This window comes from Qipengyuania proteolytica (genome assembly GCF_019711565.1).
GTDB classification, from domain to species: domain Bacteria; phylum Pseudomonadota; class Alphaproteobacteria; order Sphingomonadales; family Sphingomonadaceae; genus Qipengyuania; species Qipengyuania proteolytica.
The window spans coordinates 1,012,998-1,033,684 of record NZ_JAIGNN010000002.1; the positions used below are offsets into that span (position 1 = coordinate 1,012,998).

Annotated in this window: 15 protein-coding genes and 1 tRNA gene; 5 read left to right on the forward strand and 11 right to left on the reverse strand. The window is 66.6% G+C overall.

What is annotated here, in order from left to right:
• The first annotated feature begins 43 nt into the window (after positions 1 to 43).
• A complete protein-coding gene (locus K3172_RS13985; protein WP_221591049.1) occupies positions 44 to 2,074 on the forward strand; it encodes a glycoside hydrolase family 3 C-terminal domain-containing protein in 2,031 nt (676 codons plus the stop codon).
• Here K3172_RS13985 and K3172_RS13990 read toward each other — a convergent pair whose 3' ends face one another.
• From K3172_RS13990 to K3172_RS14025, 8 genes are read right to left on the reverse strand one after another with little or no spacing between them, the layout of a single operon-like run.
• A complete protein-coding gene (locus tag K3172_RS13990) occupies positions 2,075 to 3,061 on the reverse strand; it encodes a DUF2891 domain-containing protein (protein ID WP_221591051.1) in 987 nt (328 codons plus the stop codon). It lies immediately after the preceding gene.
• Positions 3,052 to 4,002, reverse strand: coding sequence for a DUF979 domain-containing protein (locus tag K3172_RS13995; RefSeq protein ID WP_221591053.1), 951 nt, complete (start codon positions 4,000 to 4,002; stop codon positions 3,052 to 3,054). Before K3172_RS13995 ends, K3172_RS13990 begins: the two co-directional genes overlap by 10 nt.
• Positions 3,999 to 4,670 (reverse strand): DUF969 domain-containing protein, encoded by a 672-nt coding sequence (locus tag K3172_RS14000; RefSeq protein WP_221591055.1) that lies wholly within the window; start codon positions 4,668 to 4,670, stop codon positions 3,999 to 4,001. Before K3172_RS14000 ends, K3172_RS13995 begins: the two co-directional genes overlap by 4 nt.
• Positions 4,667 to 8,227 carry a hydantoinase B/oxoprolinase family protein gene (locus tag K3172_RS14005; protein WP_221591057.1) on the reverse strand — a complete coding sequence of 1,187 codons (3,561 nt, stop codon included), beginning with the start codon at positions 8,225 to 8,227 and terminating at the stop codon, positions 4,667 to 4,669. The genes K3172_RS14000 and K3172_RS14005 overlap by 4 nt, the downstream gene beginning before the upstream one ends.
• Positions 8,228 to 8,229: 2 nt before the next feature.
• Positions 8,230 to 9,306, reverse strand: a complete 1,077-nt coding sequence (galK, locus tag K3172_RS14010; RefSeq protein WP_221591059.1) for a galactokinase — start codon at positions 9,304 to 9,306, stop codon at positions 8,230 to 8,232.
• The gene (locus K3172_RS14015) at positions 9,303 to 10,313 is read right to left on the reverse strand and encodes a UDP-glucose--hexose-1-phosphate uridylyltransferase (protein WP_221591061.1); all 1,011 of its coding nucleotides are present in this window, start codon (positions 10,311 to 10,313) and stop codon (positions 9,303 to 9,305) included. The genes galK and K3172_RS14015 overlap by 4 nt, the downstream gene beginning before the upstream one ends.
• Positions 10,310 to 12,418 (reverse strand): alpha-galactosidase, encoded by a 2,109-nt coding sequence (locus K3172_RS14020; RefSeq protein ID WP_221591063.1) that lies wholly within the window; start codon positions 12,416 to 12,418, stop codon positions 10,310 to 10,312. Before K3172_RS14020 ends, K3172_RS14015 begins: the two co-directional genes overlap by 4 nt.
• Entirely contained in the window at positions 12,415 to 13,911 is a 1,497-nt protein-coding gene (locus K3172_RS14025; protein WP_221591065.1) for a sodium:solute symporter family transporter, read from the reverse strand. The genes K3172_RS14020 and K3172_RS14025 overlap by 4 nt, the downstream gene beginning before the upstream one ends.
• Before the next feature lie 61 nt (positions 13,912 to 13,972).
• Between K3172_RS14025 and K3172_RS14030 the strand changes: the two genes are divergently transcribed.
• The 3 genes from K3172_RS14030 (at position 13,973) to K3172_RS14040 (ending at position 18,355) form a co-directional block, all read left to right on the forward strand.
• Entirely contained in the window at positions 13,973 to 15,838 is a 1,866-nt protein-coding gene (locus K3172_RS14030) for a beta-galactosidase (RefSeq protein ID WP_221591067.1), read from the forward strand.
• A gap of 67 nt (positions 15,839 to 15,905) precedes the next feature.
• Positions 15,906 to 17,993 carry a RelA/SpoT family protein gene (locus K3172_RS14035; protein ID WP_221591220.1) on the forward strand — a complete coding sequence of 696 codons (2,088 nt, stop codon included), beginning with the start codon at positions 15,906 to 15,908 and terminating at the stop codon, positions 17,991 to 17,993.
• Positions 17,990 to 18,355, forward strand: a complete 366-nt coding sequence (locus K3172_RS14040; protein ID WP_221591069.1) for a VOC family protein — start codon at positions 17,990 to 17,992, stop codon at positions 18,353 to 18,355. The genes K3172_RS14035 and K3172_RS14040 overlap by 4 nt, the downstream gene beginning before the upstream one ends.
• Here K3172_RS14040 and K3172_RS14045 read toward each other — a convergent pair.
• From K3172_RS14045 to K3172_RS14055, 3 genes are all read right to left on the reverse strand, one after another.
• Complete coding sequence (locus K3172_RS14045; RefSeq protein ID WP_221591070.1) at positions 18,352 to 18,720, reverse strand: hypothetical protein; 369 nt, start codon at positions 18,718 to 18,720, stop codon at positions 18,352 to 18,354. The genes K3172_RS14040 and K3172_RS14045 overlap by 4 nt on opposite strands.
• Before the next feature lie 62 nt (positions 18,721 to 18,782).
• A complete protein-coding gene (locus K3172_RS14050) occupies positions 18,783 to 19,097 on the reverse strand; it encodes a DUF1905 domain-containing protein (RefSeq protein WP_221591072.1) in 315 nt (104 codons plus the stop codon).
• Between the two features lie 85 nt (positions 19,098 to 19,182).
• Entirely contained in the window at positions 19,183 to 20,184 is a 1,002-nt protein-coding gene (locus K3172_RS14055) for a peptidylprolyl isomerase (protein ID WP_221591074.1), read from the reverse strand.
• A gap of 261 nt (positions 20,185 to 20,445) precedes the next feature.
• Here K3172_RS14055 and K3172_RS14060 point away from each other — a divergent pair.
• Positions 20,446 to 20,536 (forward strand) — tRNA-Ser (locus K3172_RS14060).
• The last annotated feature ends 151 nt before the right edge of the window (positions 20,537 to 20,687 follow it).

Consider the following 20,687-nt stretch of genomic DNA (forward strand, 5'->3'; position numbering starts at 1 on the left):
TGCAAACCGGATGTTTACCATTCCGGCGGATCACCGACGGGCCATGCCGCGCCCGCCAACCGATCCTGCGCCCGAACGCGACCGCTTCGTCGAGGACCTGCTCGAGTACATGACGCTCGAGGAGAAGGCCGGGCAGCTCGTGCTCGTCCACGAAGGGCCCGACAGCCGCGACGGCGCCTTTGCCGACCAGTTGCGCCGCGGCCTTGTCGGCGGGATCGTCGGACCGAACAGCGCCGGCCGTTCCGACCGGTTGCAACAGATCGCCATCGAGGAAACCCGCCTCGGCATTCCGTTGTTCTTCGCGGCCGACCCCTCGCAGATACTCCCCGGCCTGATCCCGCATCCGGTCAGCGCGGCGGCAAGCTGGGACCAGGATGCCCTCGAGGCCGCAAACCATATGGTCGCTGCACAAGCGACGGCACAGGGGATCAACTGGGCGCTTTCCCCGGTCTTCACCACTGCCGGATATCTTTCGGGCAGCGGGTTCGAGCAGTCGGGCGGCGAAGACCCTTGGCTCGTCGGCGAGATGATCGCCGCACATGTCCGCGGACTGCAGTCGAGCGACGTGCCCGGTCATCGCCGAATGCTTGCCTGCCTCGACTATGCCATTGCCGGCGACGCAGTCGACCGCGGACCGCCGGACGGCCAGGGCGATGAGACGAGGCGCGCCCTGCTGAAGGCCATCGACGAAAGTCGACCGGCGAGCGTTGCGATCGACGCCGCGCCGCGCGATCGCAGGAGCCAGCAGCCGGAGCGGGCGGAGATCCTCGACCAGCTCCGCCGACCCGGCGGCTATGCCGGGATCTTGCTGGGCGAATGGAGCCGGCTGGCTGAAGCATCCGGACACCACCTCGGAGCACCGGGATACGTAGGTCTCTCGGTAGAGCGCCTCGTTGCTGCGATCCGCAACGACCAGATCGCAATGGGCGAACTCGACGAGGCCGTAAGGCGTGTCCTTGCAGCCAAGTACGACCTCGGACTTTTCCGCTCCAGCTACGACCGCGAGCCGCGTTTTGCACCCGACAAGCCGGTGCGCGATCCGGCGCTGGATCTCGCGCGCAAATCGATCGTGCTTTTGCGCAACGATCCGGCAATGCTGCCCCTGTCGGTCGACAGCGGGGATATCCTCCTCGTCGGCAGCGCAGCACAGGACCGTACGCTGGCGATGGGCGGCGCGAACGGCGAGGCTGCGAGCGTGATTGACGGGCTCGAAGCCCTCGGCATCGCCCACAAATTCGTCGCCGGACTGGCGCTGCGGCAGGGATCGGCCACAGTCAACCGCATGATCCATGCCGACCGCATGGCGATCGGCATGGCGGGGGAAGCCGCGCGCCGCTCGCAAACCGTCATCGTGGTCCTGGGAGCGGGCAGCGAGCACCCGGGTGAACCGCTGGGCGAAGCGCAGGCGACACTGCTCGAGACCCTGCGCGCGGCGAATCCGAACCTCGTGCTGGTCACGCTCGGCCCGCGTCCGATCGATCCGGATGTCGGGGGCAATCCGCTGCCTTGCGTGCTGCACGCAGGCCTTCTCGGCAAATGGTCCGGCCATGCCGTGGCCGAAGTGCTTTCGGGCGATCACGAACCGCAAGGGCGGCTTCCCTATGCGATCAGGACGAGCGCGGGCGACGAGCGCGTCCCGTTCGGCTATGGCCTGTCCTATTCCGATTTTGCCCTGACCGGCCTGTCGCTCGAACTCGGTGCCGACCGCGTCTTGGCCAGCGCCGTTCTCGCCAATGCCTCCGAGCGCAGCGGCAGCGATCTGATCCAGCTCTACCTGCGCCGGACCGACGGGCCCGCCCCTCGCGAGCATGCGGTCCTGCGAGGGTTCCAGCGTATCCAGCTCGACGGTGGACAGCGCACCCGCGTGACGTTCGAACTCGGCCTGCGGGAGCTCGGCGAATACGACGCGCAGGGGCGCTTCATGGTCGCACCGGCGACTTACGAGGTGCGGCTCGGCCTCAATGCGGCCCGGGTCCAGGCAGGCGAGATTTTCCTGCCGCAGCCGGTGGCCGATGCGATGAACGGCGGCCGCGGCGGTGTGATGCTGCCTTTCCCGGGCGCCAGGCGGGCCTGATCAGCTTTCGCGCAGGGCGAGCAGCGCAAAGCTCGCCAGCCAGTGCTCTCCCATGTAGTCGCCCGCGACGTGGGGCATGGCCGCTTCCATGTGCGCTGCGGCCCTTTGCTCCAGCAGTGGCAGGGCCGGATGATGGCCCAGCGCAGATGCAACGCCGCGAAGGCACCAGGCCCGGCTAAGATTCAGTCCGTCGAGATGGGCGATCTTGCCGTCGCTGCGGTCGGACACGGTAACGGGGCGGCAGTCGCGCTCGATCCAGCCATTGGCGAGCACCAGCGCCTCGATCCAGGGAGCGAACTGGCCATGCGGCATGACGCGGCTCATCAACAGGGCAGCCGACAGGACCGGCGAGAGGAACTCGTCCCCGCCAGGTTCCCAGCCGGCGTAGTCGGAGCGGTAGGCGAAGGCGGCGAGCGCCCATTCATCAATGGTCGCCAGCAGCACCGGGTCATGCGCTCTGGCCCATTCACGCGCCAGCGTCAGCGCGAAGGCGGTGTTGAAATGCGTGCCCACGGTGATCGGGTAAGTCAGCACTCGCAGATAGTCGCCAAGACGCGAAGCAAATGCCTCGGCCAGCGGGCGGAGCCGCGCGCTCCAGGCGTGGTGCGCGTGCCGCTCGGCTTCGAGATGAAGGGAGAGCAGCCAGCCCCAGCCATAGGGCCGCTCGAACCCGCGCGCCGTCGGCCGGTCGAGATAGGCGAGTTCGACCGCGAGCTTCTCCTCGGTGAAGGTCTCTTCCGCCAAAGCTGCGATTTCCGCCGCTTCGGGCATGTCGGGGTACAGCCGGCGCAGCGTGAGCAGCGTCCACCAGCCATGCACGCAGCTGTGCCAGTCGTAGCTGCCGAAGAACACCGGATGCGCCGCGCGTGGCGGGCGAACATCCTCGTCGCCCGTGAAGACGTGGTCGTCTTTGTAGGGATAAGGCTTCGTCACATGACCCAGCGCGATGCGGGCGAAATTGCGGGCGATGTCCTCGGTCAGTTCCACAGCAGGAAGGCCCCCATATAGATAATGGCAACGTTGCAGATCCACAGCGGGATCGCGGTGCCGATCTGCTGGCGGATGACGCCGTTCTGGTCCTTCAGCTCGAGCAGTGCGGCGGGCACGATGTTGAAGTTGGCCGCCATCGGCGTCATCAGCGTGCCGCAGAAGCCCGCCAGCATCCCGGCCGCGCCGATCACCGCCGGATTGCCGCCATAGCCCTCGACCAGCAAGGGAATGCCGATCGCCGCCGCCATCACCGGGAAGGCGGCGAAGGCATTGCCCATGATCATCGTGAACAGCGCCATGCCGAGCGCGAACACCACCACGGTGAGGAATACGCTGCCTTCGGGGATGATGCCGCTTGCGACGCTGCCGATGATGTCGCCCACGCCAGCTAGCGCGAAGACCGCGCCGAGCGCGGCGAGCATCTGCGGCAGGATCGCCGCCCAGCCGATCGAATCGAGCAGCCGCCGTCCCTCCTCGGCAGGGGCCAGCAAGGGCGGCCGCAGCCAAAGCATGGCCGCGACCAGTGCCACCAGCACGCCGATACCGAACAGGATCAGCGTTTCGCGCCGGGCCTCGAACAGGCCGGTCCCGCCCAGCGGGGTGTAGTTGTAGAGCAGCGTGCCCGCGACCGCGGTCACCGGCACGATCAACGCGGGCAGGAACAGGCGGTTGCCGAGCAATTCCGAGAAGTTGAAGCGCTCCTCAGCGCTGGTGGTCGGCGGGTCGCTGCGCTTGAGGCCACCCACGCCGGCAATCGCGACCATCGCCAGAACGATCAGCCCGTTGACGAGATCGGAAACATGGCTGCCGATGAGGAAGCTTGCCGCCAGCAGCGCCCAGAACCCTGCATTGCCCCAGCGCCGGTCGCGCAGCGAAAGCAGCGCCCAGATCGCGAAGAACGCGCCTGCGAGGACGTAGAGCCACTCATAGGTGATCATCGCGCGATCCTCCCGAGGCGGCGGTCCATCGCGAGGATGCGGCTGCCATGGATGACGAAGGCGCAGATCGCGGTCGGGATCGCCCAGACCGAGAGTTGCAGCGGAGTGAGCGGATAGCCTGCGCTTTCGAACACGCCCTGGATCAGCAGGATCGATGCGATGGCGAAGAAGATGTCCTCGCCGAAGAAAAGGCCGATATTGTCCGTTGCGGCGGACATGGCCTTGACCTTCTCCCGCTCCGCTTCGGGCAGGTCGCCATGGGTCTTCACCGCTGCGGCTTCCGCCATGGGTGCGACCAGCGGGCGCACCGCCTGCGGGTGGCCGCCGATATCCTTCATCCCGATCGCAGCAGTTATCTGGCGGAAAGCGAGATAGACGACGAGCAGCTTGCCCATCGTCGCCCCGCGCATCCCCTCGATCACCGCGCGGGCACGCTGTTGCAGCCCGTAGCGTTCGAGCAGGCCGATCACCGGCAGGATGATCCAGGTGACCGAGATATAGCGGTTGTCGTTGAACGCCTTGCCGAGCGCCTCGATCACCGCGACAAGGTCGAGCCCGGCGAGCACGCCCGTCGCCAGCGCGGCGCTCACGACCACGAGCAGCGGGTTGAAGCGCAGGGCGAAGCCCAGCACCACGATGGCGATGCCCGCCAGCGGCCAGTAGTTCATGCGTTCCCCTCCCCGTAGCCGCCACCGCCGGGCGTCAGGATGACGAATGCGTCACCTGGAGCCATCTCGGCGGAGGCGGTCGCCCCCAGTTCCTCGCGCGATCCATCCACGCGCTCGACCCAGTTGCGACCCGGCAGCGCGTCGCCTCCGCCGCAGATACCGCGGGGCGCCATTTTGCGCCGGTTGGCGAGCATGTTCGCGCGCATCGGTTCGAGGAAGGTCACCCGCCGCTCGACCCCGTCGCCGCCACGATGCGCGCCCGTGCCGCCCGAGCCGCGCCGGATTGCGAAACGGTCCAGCCGCACAGGCAGGCGGGTTTCGAGGATTTCGGGGTCGGTCAGGCGCGAATTGGTCATATGCGTCTGCACCGCGCTGGTCCCGTCATGGTCCGGCCCGGCGCCCGAACCACCGCAGATCGTCTCGTAATACTGGTGCGCCGCGTTGCCGAAGGTGAAATTGTTCATCGTCCCCTGGCTCGGCGCAAGGCGGCCGGTCGCGGCGAACAGCGCATCGGTGACGACCTGGCTGGTCTCGACATTGCCCGCGACGACCGCCGCGCCAAGTCTCGGATTGAGCATCGAGCCTTCGGGCACGACCAGTTCGACCGGGCGCAGGCAGCCATCGTTCATCGGGATGGCATCGTCGATCAGCGTGCGCAGCACGTAAAGCGCGGCGGCACGGGTGATCGAGCGCGGGGCGTTGAAATTGTTGTCCTGTTGCCCGCTCGTCCCGGTGAAATCGAACACGGCGGAGCGCGCAGCGCGGTCGATGCGGATGGCAACCTTCACCACTGCGCCATTGTCCATCGCATAAGCGAATTCGCCATCCTCCAGCCGGTCGAGCAGGCGGCGCACGCTCTCTTCCGCGTTGGCGAGCACGTGAGCCATATAGGCCGCGACGATCGCGTGCCCCTGGTCCCGCGCCGCACCCTGCAGCAGCTCCGCACCGCGCGTGCAGGCGGCGAGCTGGGCGCGCAGGTCCGAAAGGTTGCGGTCGGGATTGCGCGCCGGATGGACGGCAGAGGCGAGCACCTTTCGCACTGCGGCCTCGCGAAAAGTGCCCTCGTCGACCATGAGCAAATTGTCGATCAGCACGCCCTCGTCCCCGATCGTGCGGCTTTCGGGCGGCATCGAGCCGGGCGCGATCCCGCCGATATCGGCATGGTGCCCGCGCGCGGCGACGAAGGCATCGGGCTCGCTGCTCGCCGCGTCGTAGAACACCGGCACGATCACGGTAATGTCGGGCAGATGCGTGCCGCCGCGATAGGGATCGTTGAGGACATAGGCATCGCCGCGCCGGAAGCCGCGCCCGTCGCGCGAGGCCGCTCTCGCTTCGATCACCCGCGCAATGCTGTCGCCCATACTGCCGAGGTGCACGGGGATGTGCGGCGCATTGGCGATCAGCGCCCCGTCGGCATCGAACAGCGCACAGGAGAAATCGAGCCGCTCCTTGATGTTGACCGAGGTCGCGGTCGACTGGAGTACGACGCCCATTTCCTCGGCGATGGCCATGAAGAGGTTGTTGAAGATTTCGAGCCGGACAGGATCGACCGTCGTGCCCACCGCCCGCTCGCGCTCGAGCGCCTCGATGCGGGTGAGGACAAGGCTGCCCTCCTCTGCCAGCCGCGCCTGCCAGCCCGGTTCGATCACGGTGGTCGAGCCGGGATCGATCACGAGCGCCGGGCCGTCGACCGTGTCGCCGATCCCCATTGCCGCCCGTTCGATCGTGCGCCAGCTGCCCGAGGCTTCTCCACGTGCCGCCACCGGCTCCGCTGCTGCCTCGCCGAGACCGCCCGAAATGCCGCTTGCCTCGACGCTCAACGCCTCGACGATGATCGCCGCCTCGGCATCGGAATAGCCGAAACGCTGGCGGTGGAGCAGGCGGAAACGCGCGTCCATCTCCGCCGGATCTCCGCATTCGACCGCGAGCAGGCTATCGCTGCCTTCGAACCGCAGCCGCGCTCGGCTTTCGAGCGTGATCCTGTCTTCAGCGATACCTTGCAGGCGCAAAGCCTCTGTCGCCTCGCGTTCGAGCGCCGCCAGATCTTCGCCAAAGCTTTCGCCCAGCGGCCGCACGAGGCTGACTTCGCGGATGGTCTTCACCGGCGCGAGGCCGATCCCGTAGGCGGAGAGAATTCCGGCCAGCGGATGCACCAGCACGGTCTCCATGCCCAGCGCGTCGGCCACCTTGCACGCGTGCTGCCCGCCCGCCCCGCCGAAGCAGGCCAGCGCATAGGCCGTCACGTCATGCCCGCGCGCGACGCTGATCTTGCGGATCGCATTGGCCATGTTGTCGACCGCGATGGCGAGGAACCCCTCGGCAATGGCGTCGAGCGGTTTGCGTTCCGGCAATGCAGCCGCAACCTCTTCAAGCCGCGCGCGCGCCGCTGCGGGATCGAGCGGTTCGTCTCCTCCGGGACCGAAGACGCTCGGGAAGAAGGCCGGGTCGATCCTGCCGAGGAACAAATTGCAGTCGGTCACCGTCAGCGGCCCGCCCTTGCGGTAGCAGGCCGGCCCGGGGTCCGCCCCGGCGCTTTCCGGCCCGACACGGAAGCGCGAGCCATCGAAGCTGCAGATCGAACCGCCGCCTGCCGCAACCGTGTGGATCTGCATCATCGGCGCGGCGACGCGCACGCCCGCCACCACGCTGTCGCCGGTCAGCTCGTATGCGCCCGCATAATGCGCCACATCGGTGCTCGTCCCGCCCATGTCGAAGCCGATGAGCCTGTGGTGGCTGAGGGGCGCAGATGCCGCGACCATGCCGACCACGCCGCCTGCCGGGCCGGACAGGATGGCATCCTTGCCGCGAAACGCGCCGACTTCGGCAAGGCCGCCGTTCGACTGCATGAAGCGCAGGCTGCCGGTTTCGGGCAGGCTCGCCTGCAGCGTGTCGGTGTAACGCCGCAGCACCGGCGAGAGATAGGCATCGACCACCGTCGTATCGCCGCGCGGGATCAGCCGGATCAGCGGCGCGACCTCGTGGCTGACGCTGACCTGCGCAAAACCGATTTCGCGCGCGATGGCCGCCAGACGCTCCTCGTGCGCCCGGTATTTCCAGCCGTGCACCAGCACTATGGCGAGCGCGTCGAAACCCGCATCGCGCAGGGCGGCAAGGTCGGCACGCGCCTGCGCATCGTCGAGCGGTTTGAGGGTGTCACCCTCGACCGAGACCCGCTCGTCGATCTCGACCACTTGCGCGGGTAATTGCTCTGGCAAAACGATATGTCGTGCGAAAATCTCCGGCCGTGCCTGCGTGCCGATCCGCAGCGCATCGCCGAAGCCGCGCGTGATAGCGAGCGCCAGCCGCTCGCCCTTGCGTTCGAGCAGCGCATTTGTGGCGACCGTCGTCCCGATGCGGACCTCGGCAATAGGCCCCTCGCCGTGCTGCGCCATCAGCCGCCGGACCGCCTCGCTCGCAGCATCGGTATAGAAGCCGGGATTTTCGGACAGCAGCTTGTCGGTCACCAGCCTGCCTTCCGGCGTGGTCGCGACGACATCGGTGAAGGTCCCGCCGCGATCGATGGCGAAACGCCAGCCAGCCTGACCCGCCGCGCCCAAGCTCAATGCACCCGCAGGAATTCGCGTCCGGTCGCACGCTTGAGTTCGCCGACGCGGTCGGCGGCGAGCACCGCAACCACCGCACCGCCGAAACCGCCGCCCGTCATGCGCGCCCCGCCTTCCGCACCGATCGCCGCCTGAAGCTCCGTGACCACCGCGTCCACTGCCGGGACCGATACTTCGAACATGTCGCGCAGCGACACGTGACCGCCCCTCAGGATCTCGCCGAACTCCGCGAGGTCACCGGTGGCGAGAGCTCCCGCCGCATCGCGCGTGCGCTCGATTTCCGCGATCACGTGGAGGGCGCGGCGGCGCGTGACCTCGTCCAGGCCGGCAGCAGCCACCTGTTCGAGTGACGCGTCCCGCAGCGAGGCAACTCCCAGCGCTGCCGCAGCCGCCTCGCACTGGGCGCGGCGGATATTGTATTCGCCATCGACCAGCCCGCGCGTCACGCCGCTGTCGGTGATCAGCACCGCCCAGCCCTCGGGCACGGCGCGATGGGAATAGGTCAGGTCCCGGCAGTCGAGCAGCATGGCATGGCCCGGCTCACCCGCCGCAACCGCCATCTGGTCCATGATCCCGCAGGCGACACCGGCCCAGTTGTGCTCGGTCCGCTGTGCCGCCCTGGCCAGGTCGACCGGCGCGATCTCCACGCCGCCAGCTTGGGCAAGGGCGCGCCCGATGGCGATGCATAGCGAGGCCGAAGAAGACAGACCCGAACCCCGCGAGAGGTCGCCGGTGATCAGCATGCGCATACCGCCGGAGCCGAGCTCGCTCTCGGCGATCATCCCGCGCACGTAACTGCGCCAGCTCACCTCGCCAGGCTTGTCCGGCTCGCCACTGAAGCTGTCGTCTTCACCGAAGTCGGCGGCGACAACCTCGAAGCCGTCACCCCCGACGCGCGACCAGCCCACCGCCGTACCTTCGCGCACCGGCATCGGGAGTACGAGGCCGTCGTTGTAATCGACATGTTCGCCGATCATGTTCACGCGGCCCGGCGCAAAGTTCACAGCGTCGGGCACAGTCCCGAAGCGGTCTGCAAAGAGTTTCGCAGCCTTACTCTGCAACTCCGCGCTCACGCGATGCAATCCCTGATACGCTCTGCGGCAGCTTCGGGGCTCAGGTCGCGCTGGGTCTCGGCCAGAAGTTCGAAGCCGACCATGTGCTTGCGGATCTCCGCCGACCGCAGCAGCGGCGGGTAGAAATGCGCGTGGAGCCGCCAGTGCGCGCAGTCCGCACCCGCCCCGTGCGGCGCACCGTGCCAACCCATCGAATAGGGAAAATCGGTGTCGAACAGCGCATCATAGGCGGGCAGGAGTTCGCCGAGCAGCGCCGCCAACGCATCGCGCGCCGGATCGCCGAGCTCTTCGAGCCGCCGGACATCGTCGCGCGCGATCACCAGCGTCTCGAACGGCCAGGCGGCCCAGTGCGGCACTACCGCGAGCCAATGCGGGTTGCTGGCGACGATGCGCGAGCCGTCGGCCTCCTCCGCCGCGATCACATCTTCGAGCAGGACCGACCCGGCCTCCGCATGATGCGCGCGCTGGCAGCCATCCTCCCGCTCGACCAGCGTCGGCACGAAATCGCCCGCCCACACCTGCCCGTGCGGATGCGGCGAGGAGGCGCCCATCATCGCGCCCTTGTTCTCGAAGATCTGCACGTGGTGCCATTTTGCACCGAGGCTTGCCGACAAATCACACCACCCGTTCACGACCTCGCGGCGGGCCTTGTCGCTCATCCGCGCCAGCGTCGCCGAGTGATCGGGCGCGTAGCAGACCACCCGCGCCTCGCCGCAAGCCGGTTCCTCGCGCAGCAGCCCCTCGCGCGCCTCGCCGCCCGGTTCCAGCAGGAGCGCGGGGAAATCGTTGGGGAAGACGAAGACGCCTTCGAAATCCGGATTGTGCGTCCCCCCGACTCGCTCGTTGCCGGGGCACAGATAGCAAGATGCATCGTGATTTGGACGGTCTCCGCCCTGCGCAGCCTTGGTCTCGCCCTGCCACGGACGTTTCATCCGCTGCGGGCTGACGAGCACCCATTCGCCTGTCAGGCGATTGAGGCGGCGGTGGGGGAAATCGGCGTGGCTCATGATACGGCCCGGAGGTGATAGATCAGCGCGCTCTCCGCCGCCAGTGCCGGGACCGGCAGGCCCGCGTGCGCGAGCCAATCGCCCGAGAAGCGGTGCGGCTTTTCGCGCATGGCGGCAATGGCAGGTGCGGCGCGGGGCGTCAGGACGCCGCTCTGCCCAGCGTGGCGCAGGAACTGGACGTCCCACTCCCGGTCCTCGGCAAACGGCAGCAAGACCGGCCGCGCGCGGCGGTCCGCGCCATGGTCGCTGCGGATCAGCCAGAGCAGCAGTTCGTCATCCGTCCCCTGCGCCTGCCAGACGAGGCCATCGGCCGCCTCGCCGAGCACGGTCCTGCCGCCGATGATGACGTGACGCCACTCCTTCCAGAAGCCTAGCCAGTCAGCGAGCTTGGCACGGACGCCCTCCTCCATCGCCGCCGGATCGAGCTCGACGCCGAGGTGCCCCTGGCACGCGATGGCGGCGCGGAAATCGAGCGATTGCGTGCGGCCCGTCGCATGGCTCGGGCTTGCGCCGACATGCGCGCCCATGACTTCGGGCGGCATGAAGGCGAGGAAGCCGCGCTGCATCGGCACACGCGCGACCGCGTCTATGTTGTCGCTGGTCCAGAAGCGATGGGTGTAGCTGGCGATCCCCGCATCGATCCGCCCGCCCCCGCCGGCGCAGCTCTCGATCTCGACCTTCGGATGCGCGGTGCGCAGGCGTTCGAGCAGGGCATAGGTCCCGCGTGTCTGCGCGGCACCACCGGAGGGCGCGTGGTCCCGGTTATGGTCCCATTTGAGATAGGCGATATCGACCGTCGACAACAGCTGGTCGAGCTTGCCGAAGAGATAGTCGCGCACGTCCTCGCGGCGCATGTCGAGCACCAGCTGGTTGCGTGCGGTCGGCCGCTCGCGCCCTTCCAGCGCCAGCACCCAGTCGGGATGCGCGCGGTAGAGGTCGCTGTCGGGATTGACCATTTCGGGCTCGACCCAGAGGCCGAATTCCATGCCGAGCCTGCGGACCTTGTCGGCGAGCGGTTTCAGGCCCTGCGGATATTTGCGCGGGTCGGCTTCCCAGTCGCCGAGGCCGGCCCGGTCGTGGTCGCGCGCCCTGAACCAGCCATCGTCGAGGATGAAGCGTTCGATCCCGATCGCGGCTGCGGCCTCGGCCAATTCGCCGATGCGCGCTTCGTCATGCGAGAAATAGACCGCCTCCCAGCTGTTGAGATGGACCGGCCGCGGACGGATGCCGCCTCTTGGCCAAACGATCCGCTCGCGCAGCGCGCCATGCATCTGCGCCATGGCTCCGTTGCGACCCTTGGTCGAGATCGCCAGCAGGAGCGGTGGGGCGTGGTAACACTCGCCGGGAGCCAGCGTGACTTCACCCGGCGCGATGACCGTTTCGGCCATGGCGATCCAGAAGCCCTCGTCGTCGCGCTCGATCGCAAGCCGCGCATCGCCCGACCATGCCAGCTGCATTGCAATGGCGAGACCCGAATGCCATCCGGTGTCCTCGCTCAGGACATAGGCGCCGCAAGGCCCGCCGTGCCCGGTCAGCCCGCGACGTGTCTCGCGCACCCAGGAATGCTCGGGCATCGGCTCGCGGCATTCGACGAACTCGGCATTGTGCCGACCGCGCCAGCTAATGATCTCGCGCGACGATGCGCCAAGAGGGAACATGGCACTCGCGAGGCGATCGACAATAATCAGCCGATCGCTCCGGTTGGTCAGGCTGGCCGACACTTCCAGCCCACCTCCCGGAACCACCCGGAAGCGTGTCTCACACTCGATGTCGTTGACACTGTCGGTCGCTACCACACGCAGGCTGCCCTCGGAGCTGTCGGCATCGCAGCCGTCGAAGTGCACCCGCAGCGCCTGCCCGTCAGCACCCCGCACCGCCAGGATCGACGGCCCGAACCAGCCGAGTCCAGCAACCGGAAACGCGTCCATCGCGTGGTCGCCTTCGAGCGAGAAGGTTGCCGCGCCGCGCAGCTCCCCCAGCTTCGGCAGTGCGCCCGGATCGACCCGCACACCGAGGTGCCGCCAGACCGGCACCGCCCGCTCGCCGCGTTCGAGGACAAGGCTCCATTCCTCGCCGTGCAAGTCCAGCAGTTCGGCGTCACTCATGCGCGCGCTTCATCCCCGCCGCGGAACAGCGCGAAGCCGAGCCATTCGGCGCGCCGTCCGAGGACGAAGCGGTTGAACGCCAGCGCCGCCGCGACCGAGCTGAACAGGGTGATCACCATGAAGTCGATGTAATGCAAGCCGACTGCCGCCGCGAAGCCGTCCATGAAGGTGTAGGCGCCGTAGAGTCCGATGCCCCAGACCACCCCGGCAATCGCAGACCGCGCCGCGACATTGCGGAACAGCAGGCCGACGATGAAGGCCGACAGGATCGGCATCGATGACAGGCCATTCAACTGCTGCAGCAGGTTGATGATGCTCTCGGCATTGGTGAACACCGGGATCATGGCGATGGCGATCACGGTCGCTAGCCCGCTCATCACCGCGCCGAGCTTCCAGTGATTCTCGACCTTGCCGACGAACTGCTCGTGGAAGTCGACCGAATAGAGCGCGACGGTCGAGTTGAGCACCGCGCTGAAGGTCGTGATTACCGCCGCCGCGACCATCGCCGCAAAGGCGCCCGAAAGCCATATCGGCAGCACTTCGGCTACCAGGCGACCATAGGCGGCATCGCCGACATCGCCGAACAGCTTGTAGGCCACCACGCCGGGGATCACGACGATCGGCGGCACGACGAGGATGCGCACCGCAGCGGCCGCGAACACACCCTTCTGCGCCTCCTTCACCGTCGGCGCGGCCATCGCCTTCTGGGTGATGTTCTGGTTGGTCGACCAGTAGAAGATCTGGATGAAGGCCATGCCGGTGAAGAGCGTGTGGAAGGGGATCGGGCTGTCGCTTGCGCCTACCATGCTCAGCCGCTCTGCCGGGACGCCGGTGACGATGTCCCAATCGACCGCCGCCAGCGCGAGGAACACGATCACGAGCGCGAGGAACAGAATGCCGATACCCGAAAACGTGTCCATGACCGCCACGGCCCTGAGACCGCCCAAGATGGTATAGGCCGCCCCGATCAGCGCGAGGCCGATGGAAAAAACCATCAGCGGCACACCCTCCCCGAACAGCGACTGAAGGAACAGCCCACCCGAATAGAGCGCGGCGGGCAGGTAGATCAGCACGTTCCCCGCAAGGAAGATGCCAGAAATCAGCGTCCGGATGGACCGCCCGTCATAACGCCGCTCGAGCAGTTCGGTGACGGTCGTGCAGTTGTAGCGATAATAGAGCGGCACGAAAACAAAGGCCAAGGCCATCAGCCCGACGAAACCGGCGATCTCCCACCATGCCAGCAGCAGCATCTGGTTGCCGTTCATGCCGACGAGCTGGTCGGTCGAGAGGTTGGTCAGCGTGATCGAGCCCGCGACGAAGAACCACGAAAGCCCCTTGCCCGCGAGATAGACGTCCTGCTCCGACCCGTCGTGCGCCGTACCATCTTTTTGGGCGCTCCTGACCTTCCACCAGGTCAGCAGGCCGACCAGCGCGGTCAGCCCGACGAAGACCGCGACCTGCACCAGGCTCCCGAACTCGGCGGTATCGTACATTTGCGGCCCCTCTCCTTTTCCCGCTGGCTTCCATCGCACATTCGGCCTTAGACGCAAGCGCATGAAGCTTGGCGTCTGCTACTATCCCGAACATTGGCCTGAGGCGCGTTGGGCCGAGGATGCGCGCCTGATGCGCGAGACCGGCCTCACCCGCGTGCGCATCGGCGAATTCGCCTGGAGCCGGATTGAACCCGAGCCGGGTCGCTTCGACTGGGGCTTGCTCGATCGCGCAGTCGAGACGCTGCACACGGCCGGGCTCGAGATCATCATGGGCACGCCCACCGCGACGCCGCCCAAGTGGCTGGTCGATCGCATGCCGGACATGGTCGCGCTCGATCGCGAGGGAAGACCGCGCGGGTTCGGCTCGCGGCGGCACTATTGTTTCAGTCACGGCGGTTATCGCGAAGAGGCCGCGCGGATCACGCGTGCCGTCGCCGAACGATATGGCGATCATCCGGGCGTGGTCAGCTGGCAGACCGACAACGAATACGGCTGCCACGATACCGTGCAGAGCTTCTCACCCTCTGCGCGCGATGGCTTCCGGCTGTGGCTCGCGGACTGTTACGGCACGGTCGAGGCGCTGAACCAGGCCTGGGGCAATGTGTTCTGGTCGATGGAATACCGCAGTTTCGAAGAGGTCGAGCTGCCCAATCTCACCGTGACCGAAGCCAACCCGGCACACTGGCTGGCTTTCCGGCGGTTCTCCTCCGACCAGGTGGTGCGGTTCAACCGGGCGCAGGTCGAGATACTGCGCGAACTGTCGCCCGGCCGCGATATCACTCACAACGCGATGGGCTTCTACACCGGCTACGACCATTACGACCTCGCTGCCGACCTCGATGTGCTCGGCTGGGACAGCTACCCGCTGGGCTTCCTCGAGATGTTCCGCTTTTCCGAGGAGGACAAGCGCCGCTTCGCCCATTCGGGCCATCCCGACATCGCCGCCTTCCACCACGACCTCTATCGCGGCTGCGTGAAGGACGGGCGCTGGTCGGTGCTCGAACAGCAGCCCGGGCCGGTGAACTGGGCGCGCCACAATCCCGCCCCGCTACCGGGCATGGTACGGCTGTGGACGCTCGAAGCCTATGCCCATGGCGCGGAGATGCTGAGCTATTTCCGCTGGCGGCAATTCCCCAAGGCGCAGGAACAGATGCATGCGGGCCTGCTCCGCCCCGATGCCACGCCTGCCCCTGCCCTGGCGGAGGCGCGGCAGGCGGCAGACGATCTCGCGGCGCTTGGCGCGGCCGGTCCGCCGGTGAAGCAGGCGGCGCTCGTGTTCGATTATGCCGCAGAGTGGATGACGCAAATCCAGCCGCAGGGCGAAGGCAAGTCCGCGCTATGGGCCGCCTTCCACTGCTATTCGGCGCTGCGGCGGCTGGGGCTGAACGTCGATATCGTCCATCCCGATGCGCCGCTCGATGGCTACGCGCTGGCCGTGGTCCCCTGCCAGCCGATCGTCTCCGACACGTTAATCACGAACCTCGAAGCCTTCGAGGGCGAGGTCGTCATCGGCCCGCGCAGCGGGTCGCGCGACAGCGATTTCGGCATCCCGGCAAACCTCGCGCCGGGCAAGCTCGAGGCGCTGATCGGCGGACGCGTCGTGCTGAGCGAAAGCTGGCGACCCGGCCTCGCGATCGAAGGCGATGGCTGGAAAGGCACCGGCTGGTTCGACCACCTTGAAGGCGAGGCGCAGCCCGATATGACCGGCAGCGACGATCGCGTGGCATGCTGGAAGCACGGCCGCACCCGCTACGCCGCCTGCTGGCCCGAAGGCAGCTTCATCAAGCGCGTCATCGAACGCGCCGCCGCTGACGCGGGCCTGCCCCACACACCCCTGCCCGACGGCATCCGCCAGCGCCGCTGCGGGGACCGCTTGTTCACCTTCGACTACCTCACGGCCAGCGTTTCGACCGCCACGCCGGAGTAAACCGATCACACCGCACAGGTTTTTTGCATTGCAATAGGCGGGTGAATCCGCACATCGTGGTGTGACGATGCTGCGCCAGTACGAACTTGTGGAACGGGTCCAGGAATACGACCCCGAGGCCGACGAGGCGCTGCTCAACCGCGCCTATGTCTACACGGTGCAGAAGCACGGCACCCAGACGCGCGCATCGGGTGACCCCTATTTCAGCCACCCGGTCGAGGTCGCGGGCCTGATGACCGACCTCAAGCTCGACCAGGAAACGATCATGACCGCGCTGCTCCACGATACGGTGGAGGACACGCTGGCGACGATCGAGGATATCGAGGCGAATTTCGGTCCGGACGTCGCGCGGTTGGTCGACGGAGTGACCAAGCTCTCCAAGATCGAGCAGATGCCCGAGAACGAGCGCGCGGCGGAAAACCTGCGCAAGTTCCTCCTCGCCATGAGCGAGGATATTCGCGTCCTTCTGGTGAAGCTGGGTGACCGGCTGCACAACATGCGCACGCTGCATTTCATCAAGAACCCGGAGAAGCGCCAGCGCATCGCGCGCGAGACGATGGATATCTACGCCCCGCTCGCCGAGCGCGTGGGCATGTACGAATACATGCGCGAGATGCAGATGCTCGCCTTCGAGCAGCTCGAACCGGAAGCCTTCGCCACCATCACCCAGCGGCTCGAACAGATTCGCAGCGAGGATGGCGGGCAGGTCGATGCCATCGCGCTCGACATGAAGCATGCGCTGGCCGAAGCGGGCATCATGACCGAGGTTTCGGGCCGTGAGAAGCACCCCTATTCGATCTGGCGCAAGATGGCCGAGCGCCACGTCAGCTTCGAGCAGGTGACCGACATCATGGCCTTCCGGGTCATCACCGAGGATGTGGCCGATTGCTACCGCGCGCTGGGGGTCCTGCACACGACCTGGCAGTTCCTGCCGGGCAAGTTCAAGGATTACATCTCGACGCCGAAGACCAACGGTTATCGCAGCCTCCACACCTCGCTGATCTACGGCAAGTCGATGCGCGTCGAGGTGCAGATTCGCACCCGCGAAATGCACAAGCTCAACGAGTTCGGCTACGCTGCGCATTGGGCCTACAAGCAACATGACCGGCCCGACGGGCAGGTCGGCTGGCTGCGCGACCTGATCGAGATCGTCGATGCCAGCCACGATGCCGAGGAGCTGCTCGAACACACGCGCATGGCGATCTACCAGGATCGCATCTTCGCCTTCACTCCCAAGGGGGCCTTGTTCCAGCTCCCCAAGGGTTCGACCCCGGTCGACTTCGCCTTTGCCGTCCACACCGATCTCGGCGCCCAGACCGTCGGCGCGAAGATCAACGGGCGCCACATGCCGCTGCGCACCCAGCTCAACAACGGCGACGTGGTGGAGATCATCAAGAGCGCGCAGGCCGACCCGCAGATGAGCTGGCTGGGCTTTGTCGTCACCGGCAAGGCCCGCGCCGCCATCCGCCGCGCCGTGCGCCTGAAGGAACACGCCGAAGTGGCAGAGATCGGCAAGAAGCTGTTCGACGAGATTGCCCTGCGCGTCCCCGCCAAGATCGGCAAGAAAGCCACGCGCGAAGCTCTGAAGCGGCTCGAGCTGGATGAAGAGGAGGACCTCTACTACGCCATCGGCTCGGCCAAGATCGAGGACCGCGCAGTGATGGAAGCCCTCGTCCCCGGCTGCACGGCAGACATGGAGGAGGACCCCGACTGGACGCGCAGCAAGGCGCTCTCGATCCGCGGCCTCACCCCGGGCGTCGGCTTCCAGCTCGCCGAGTGCTGCCACCCGGTTCCGGGCGACCGCATCGTCGGCATCCGCAAGCCCAATGAGGGCGTCGAGGTCCATGCGATCGACTGCCCGCAACTGGCCAGCGGCATCGATACCGACTGGCTCGACCTGTCGTGGAACAAGCGGTCGCGCGGCGCGGTCGGGCGCATGCGTGTGACGCTCTACGACCGCCCTGGTACGCTGGCCGAAATGGCGGGCATCTTCGCCAAGAACCACGTGAATGTGAAAAGCCTCGAGCAGACCCAGCTCGACCATCCCTTCACCACCTACGAGATCGACCTCGAGGTGCAGGACCTGCCGCACCTCACCCGCATCCTCAGCGCCCTTCGAGCGAGCGATGCCGTGGCGCAGGCGGAACGCGTATGAGCCACCTCACCGGCATCGATCACGTCCAGCTCGCCATGCCGCATGGCGGCGAACCGCATGCGCGCCTGTTCTGGGGCGATATCATGGGGCTCGACGAAATCGCCAAGCCCGCCCACCTCGCGGTCAACGGCGGCTGCTGGTTCGAAGGTGACGGCATCGCGATCCACTGCGGGGTCGAGGATGGCTTCCTGCCCGCGCGCCGCGCGCATCCGGCGCTGCTGGTCAAAGACCTGCGTGCCCTGATCGCAAGGCTCGAACTGGCCGGCATCCCGTTCAAGCCGGGCAAGAAGCTGGACGGCTACGTCCGCGGGGACATCGCCGACCCGTTCGGCAACCGCATCGAGCTGATGCAGCGCGTCTAGATCACCTGCTCGGTGAAGCGGGTCAGCTCTGCACTGTGCCCGGCGACGGTCATCACCATCCAGTCGCCGTCCACCCGTATTGCTGGATCGCCGCGAGAGAAGCGGAAGTATAGTCTGTCGTAAGGTTGTTCGGCACAAGCCTGTAAGGTGCAGGACCGCATGCCTTCGTCGCTCGTCCCGCAATGATTGCAGCCGTCGTACCATTCGGACACTTCGCCCCAGTGGACGCGGACCGAATAGCCGACGCGGGATACGTCGCGCCCGTCGATCCTCTCGAAACGCCAGAGCCCGTCTTCCTCCGGTGCCGCGATCATGTGCCAGAGCGTTTCTCCGCTGGGCGATACGAGGTCGATGACAACCGCCACCGTTGCGAGAGCCAGCCCGCATGCGGTTAGGATCGCGAGACCCTTGTGATGCTGCCCTCGCCTCACAGCAATTCGAGCTCGACATGGGCCAATTCGCTCGCCGCGAGTGCTTCCGCCTTCAACACCTTCTTGCCGACCAGCAGCCACCACTCGCCGGTCTTCGACGGAAACACGGAAGTCTTCCACCGCGTCTCGCCGACTTTCGCGATAACCTTGACCGAGCCGAACCCGCGCCTGCCGCCGAACTCGAGGCGGTGAAGGCGCTCGTGCATGGTAATCGCCTCGGCCGCATCGCCGCCGACGCTCACCACATGATAGACCGCCTTCCCGCCCTCCCAGCGCCGGATTTCGGCGGTGATTTGCAATCTTTCAGTCATTGCGAGGAGCGAAGCGATGAAGCAACCCAGCTTGCCACTCTGGGTTGCCGGGCACCCTTTGGGTGCTCGCAATGATGGATGTCGCTCACCCGCCCACGCGCCGCACGGGCACTGGGATATTGCAGATGTCCGCCCCGCCCGCCGGCACGATGAAGAAGGGGTCGCGCCGGTTGGCGCGCGCATCGGCATAACGGGCGAAGGTCTCGCTCTCGGTCGAAAGGAACTCGAACGCGGGGCGTGTATCTTGGCCTACCGCTTCGCTACTTGAGGCCGGATCGGCTTCCGGCAAATCGCTGGCGACACGGACCGAGAGGATCGGCGTGCGCTTGTCCGCCTCGTAGGCCGCATAAAAGCCGAGGTCACCGTGCCCGCGCGGCAGCGAGGACAGGTGCTCCATCCCCTCGATCACCCGCCCGACCAGCGCGATATTACGGTCGAGATGGCGCGGCGCATGGCCGATCACCGTGTAAAGTTCTGCACCCGAGCCCGTATCCGGCGACATCCCGCGCCCGACCCCGACCATGCCGTAGCAATGAACGGGCCAATGTGAGTTCCCCTTAATGACCATCGGCCAACCCTTCAGAAATGCGCCCAATCCGTATGCGTCCAAGAACCTGTCGTCACGCGACGGATCGAGATCATTCCGTGTGCCAGACGACATCACCCTTGGCGCTTCGTATTCGCTCTCCTCCATTACCCTCAGACCCTCGGGCAGCGGCTTCGCTTCGCCCTCGGCTTCCGGATTGTCGTAATTGGGGTCGCCCCACTGGACGACGTAATTGTCCTGCACCCGGTTGACCGTAATGTCGTCGTACCATCCCGCGCGGGCGAGTGTGCGGATGTTTTCAACCCATCCCTGGCTGAAGGGCGCGGGCATCAGTTGGATGACGACTTCGCGGGCATTGCCCTGCGCATCGGGGGCCAGCGTCATCACCAGCAGGTCTTCCGCCGGGATCCTCACCCACTCCCCCGCCGGTGCCTCGGCAACGATCTCGTTCGGAGAAGGCGCGCCCTGCGGCTCCTCCTGCGCGGACACGGGCAGAGCGAGCGCGAGGGCTGCGGCGAGCGAAATCAGCGGTCTGGTCATGCGCGCGACGATGCCACGCCGCCGCTGAAAGGCAAGAGCACGCGAATCCGCCAACCCCATGAATCGAGAGCCCCTTCCCGCGCGTTTTCGAGGGCGGAAAGGGGCTTCGAGACGGTGTTCGCAGGGAATGCATATCCGCGCAGCACCGCCACTGGGACAATGTGTATCATCAAAATCGCAAAGAGAAATAGGCAACCGCCACTTCGGCTTGCGATTCCCACCTGCCACCGCTAGACGCGCGCGTTCCCGAACAGGGCATGCGGAGCAGTGGCCGAGTGGTCGAAGGCGCACGCCTGGAAAGTGTGTATACGGTAACCCCGTATCGAGGGTTCGAATCCCTCCTGCTCCGCCACCGACCCCCAGCACTTGTCTCTGGCTTCAGGGCCGCTCGCAACTCGCGGATAACAGGCAGGTTTTCACCGCCCAATCCGTAACGCCCGCATCATTCTTGCGGTCTCTGGGGCCGTTTCAGGGGCCGTTTGGGAGGCCCGTCTCTTGGCTTG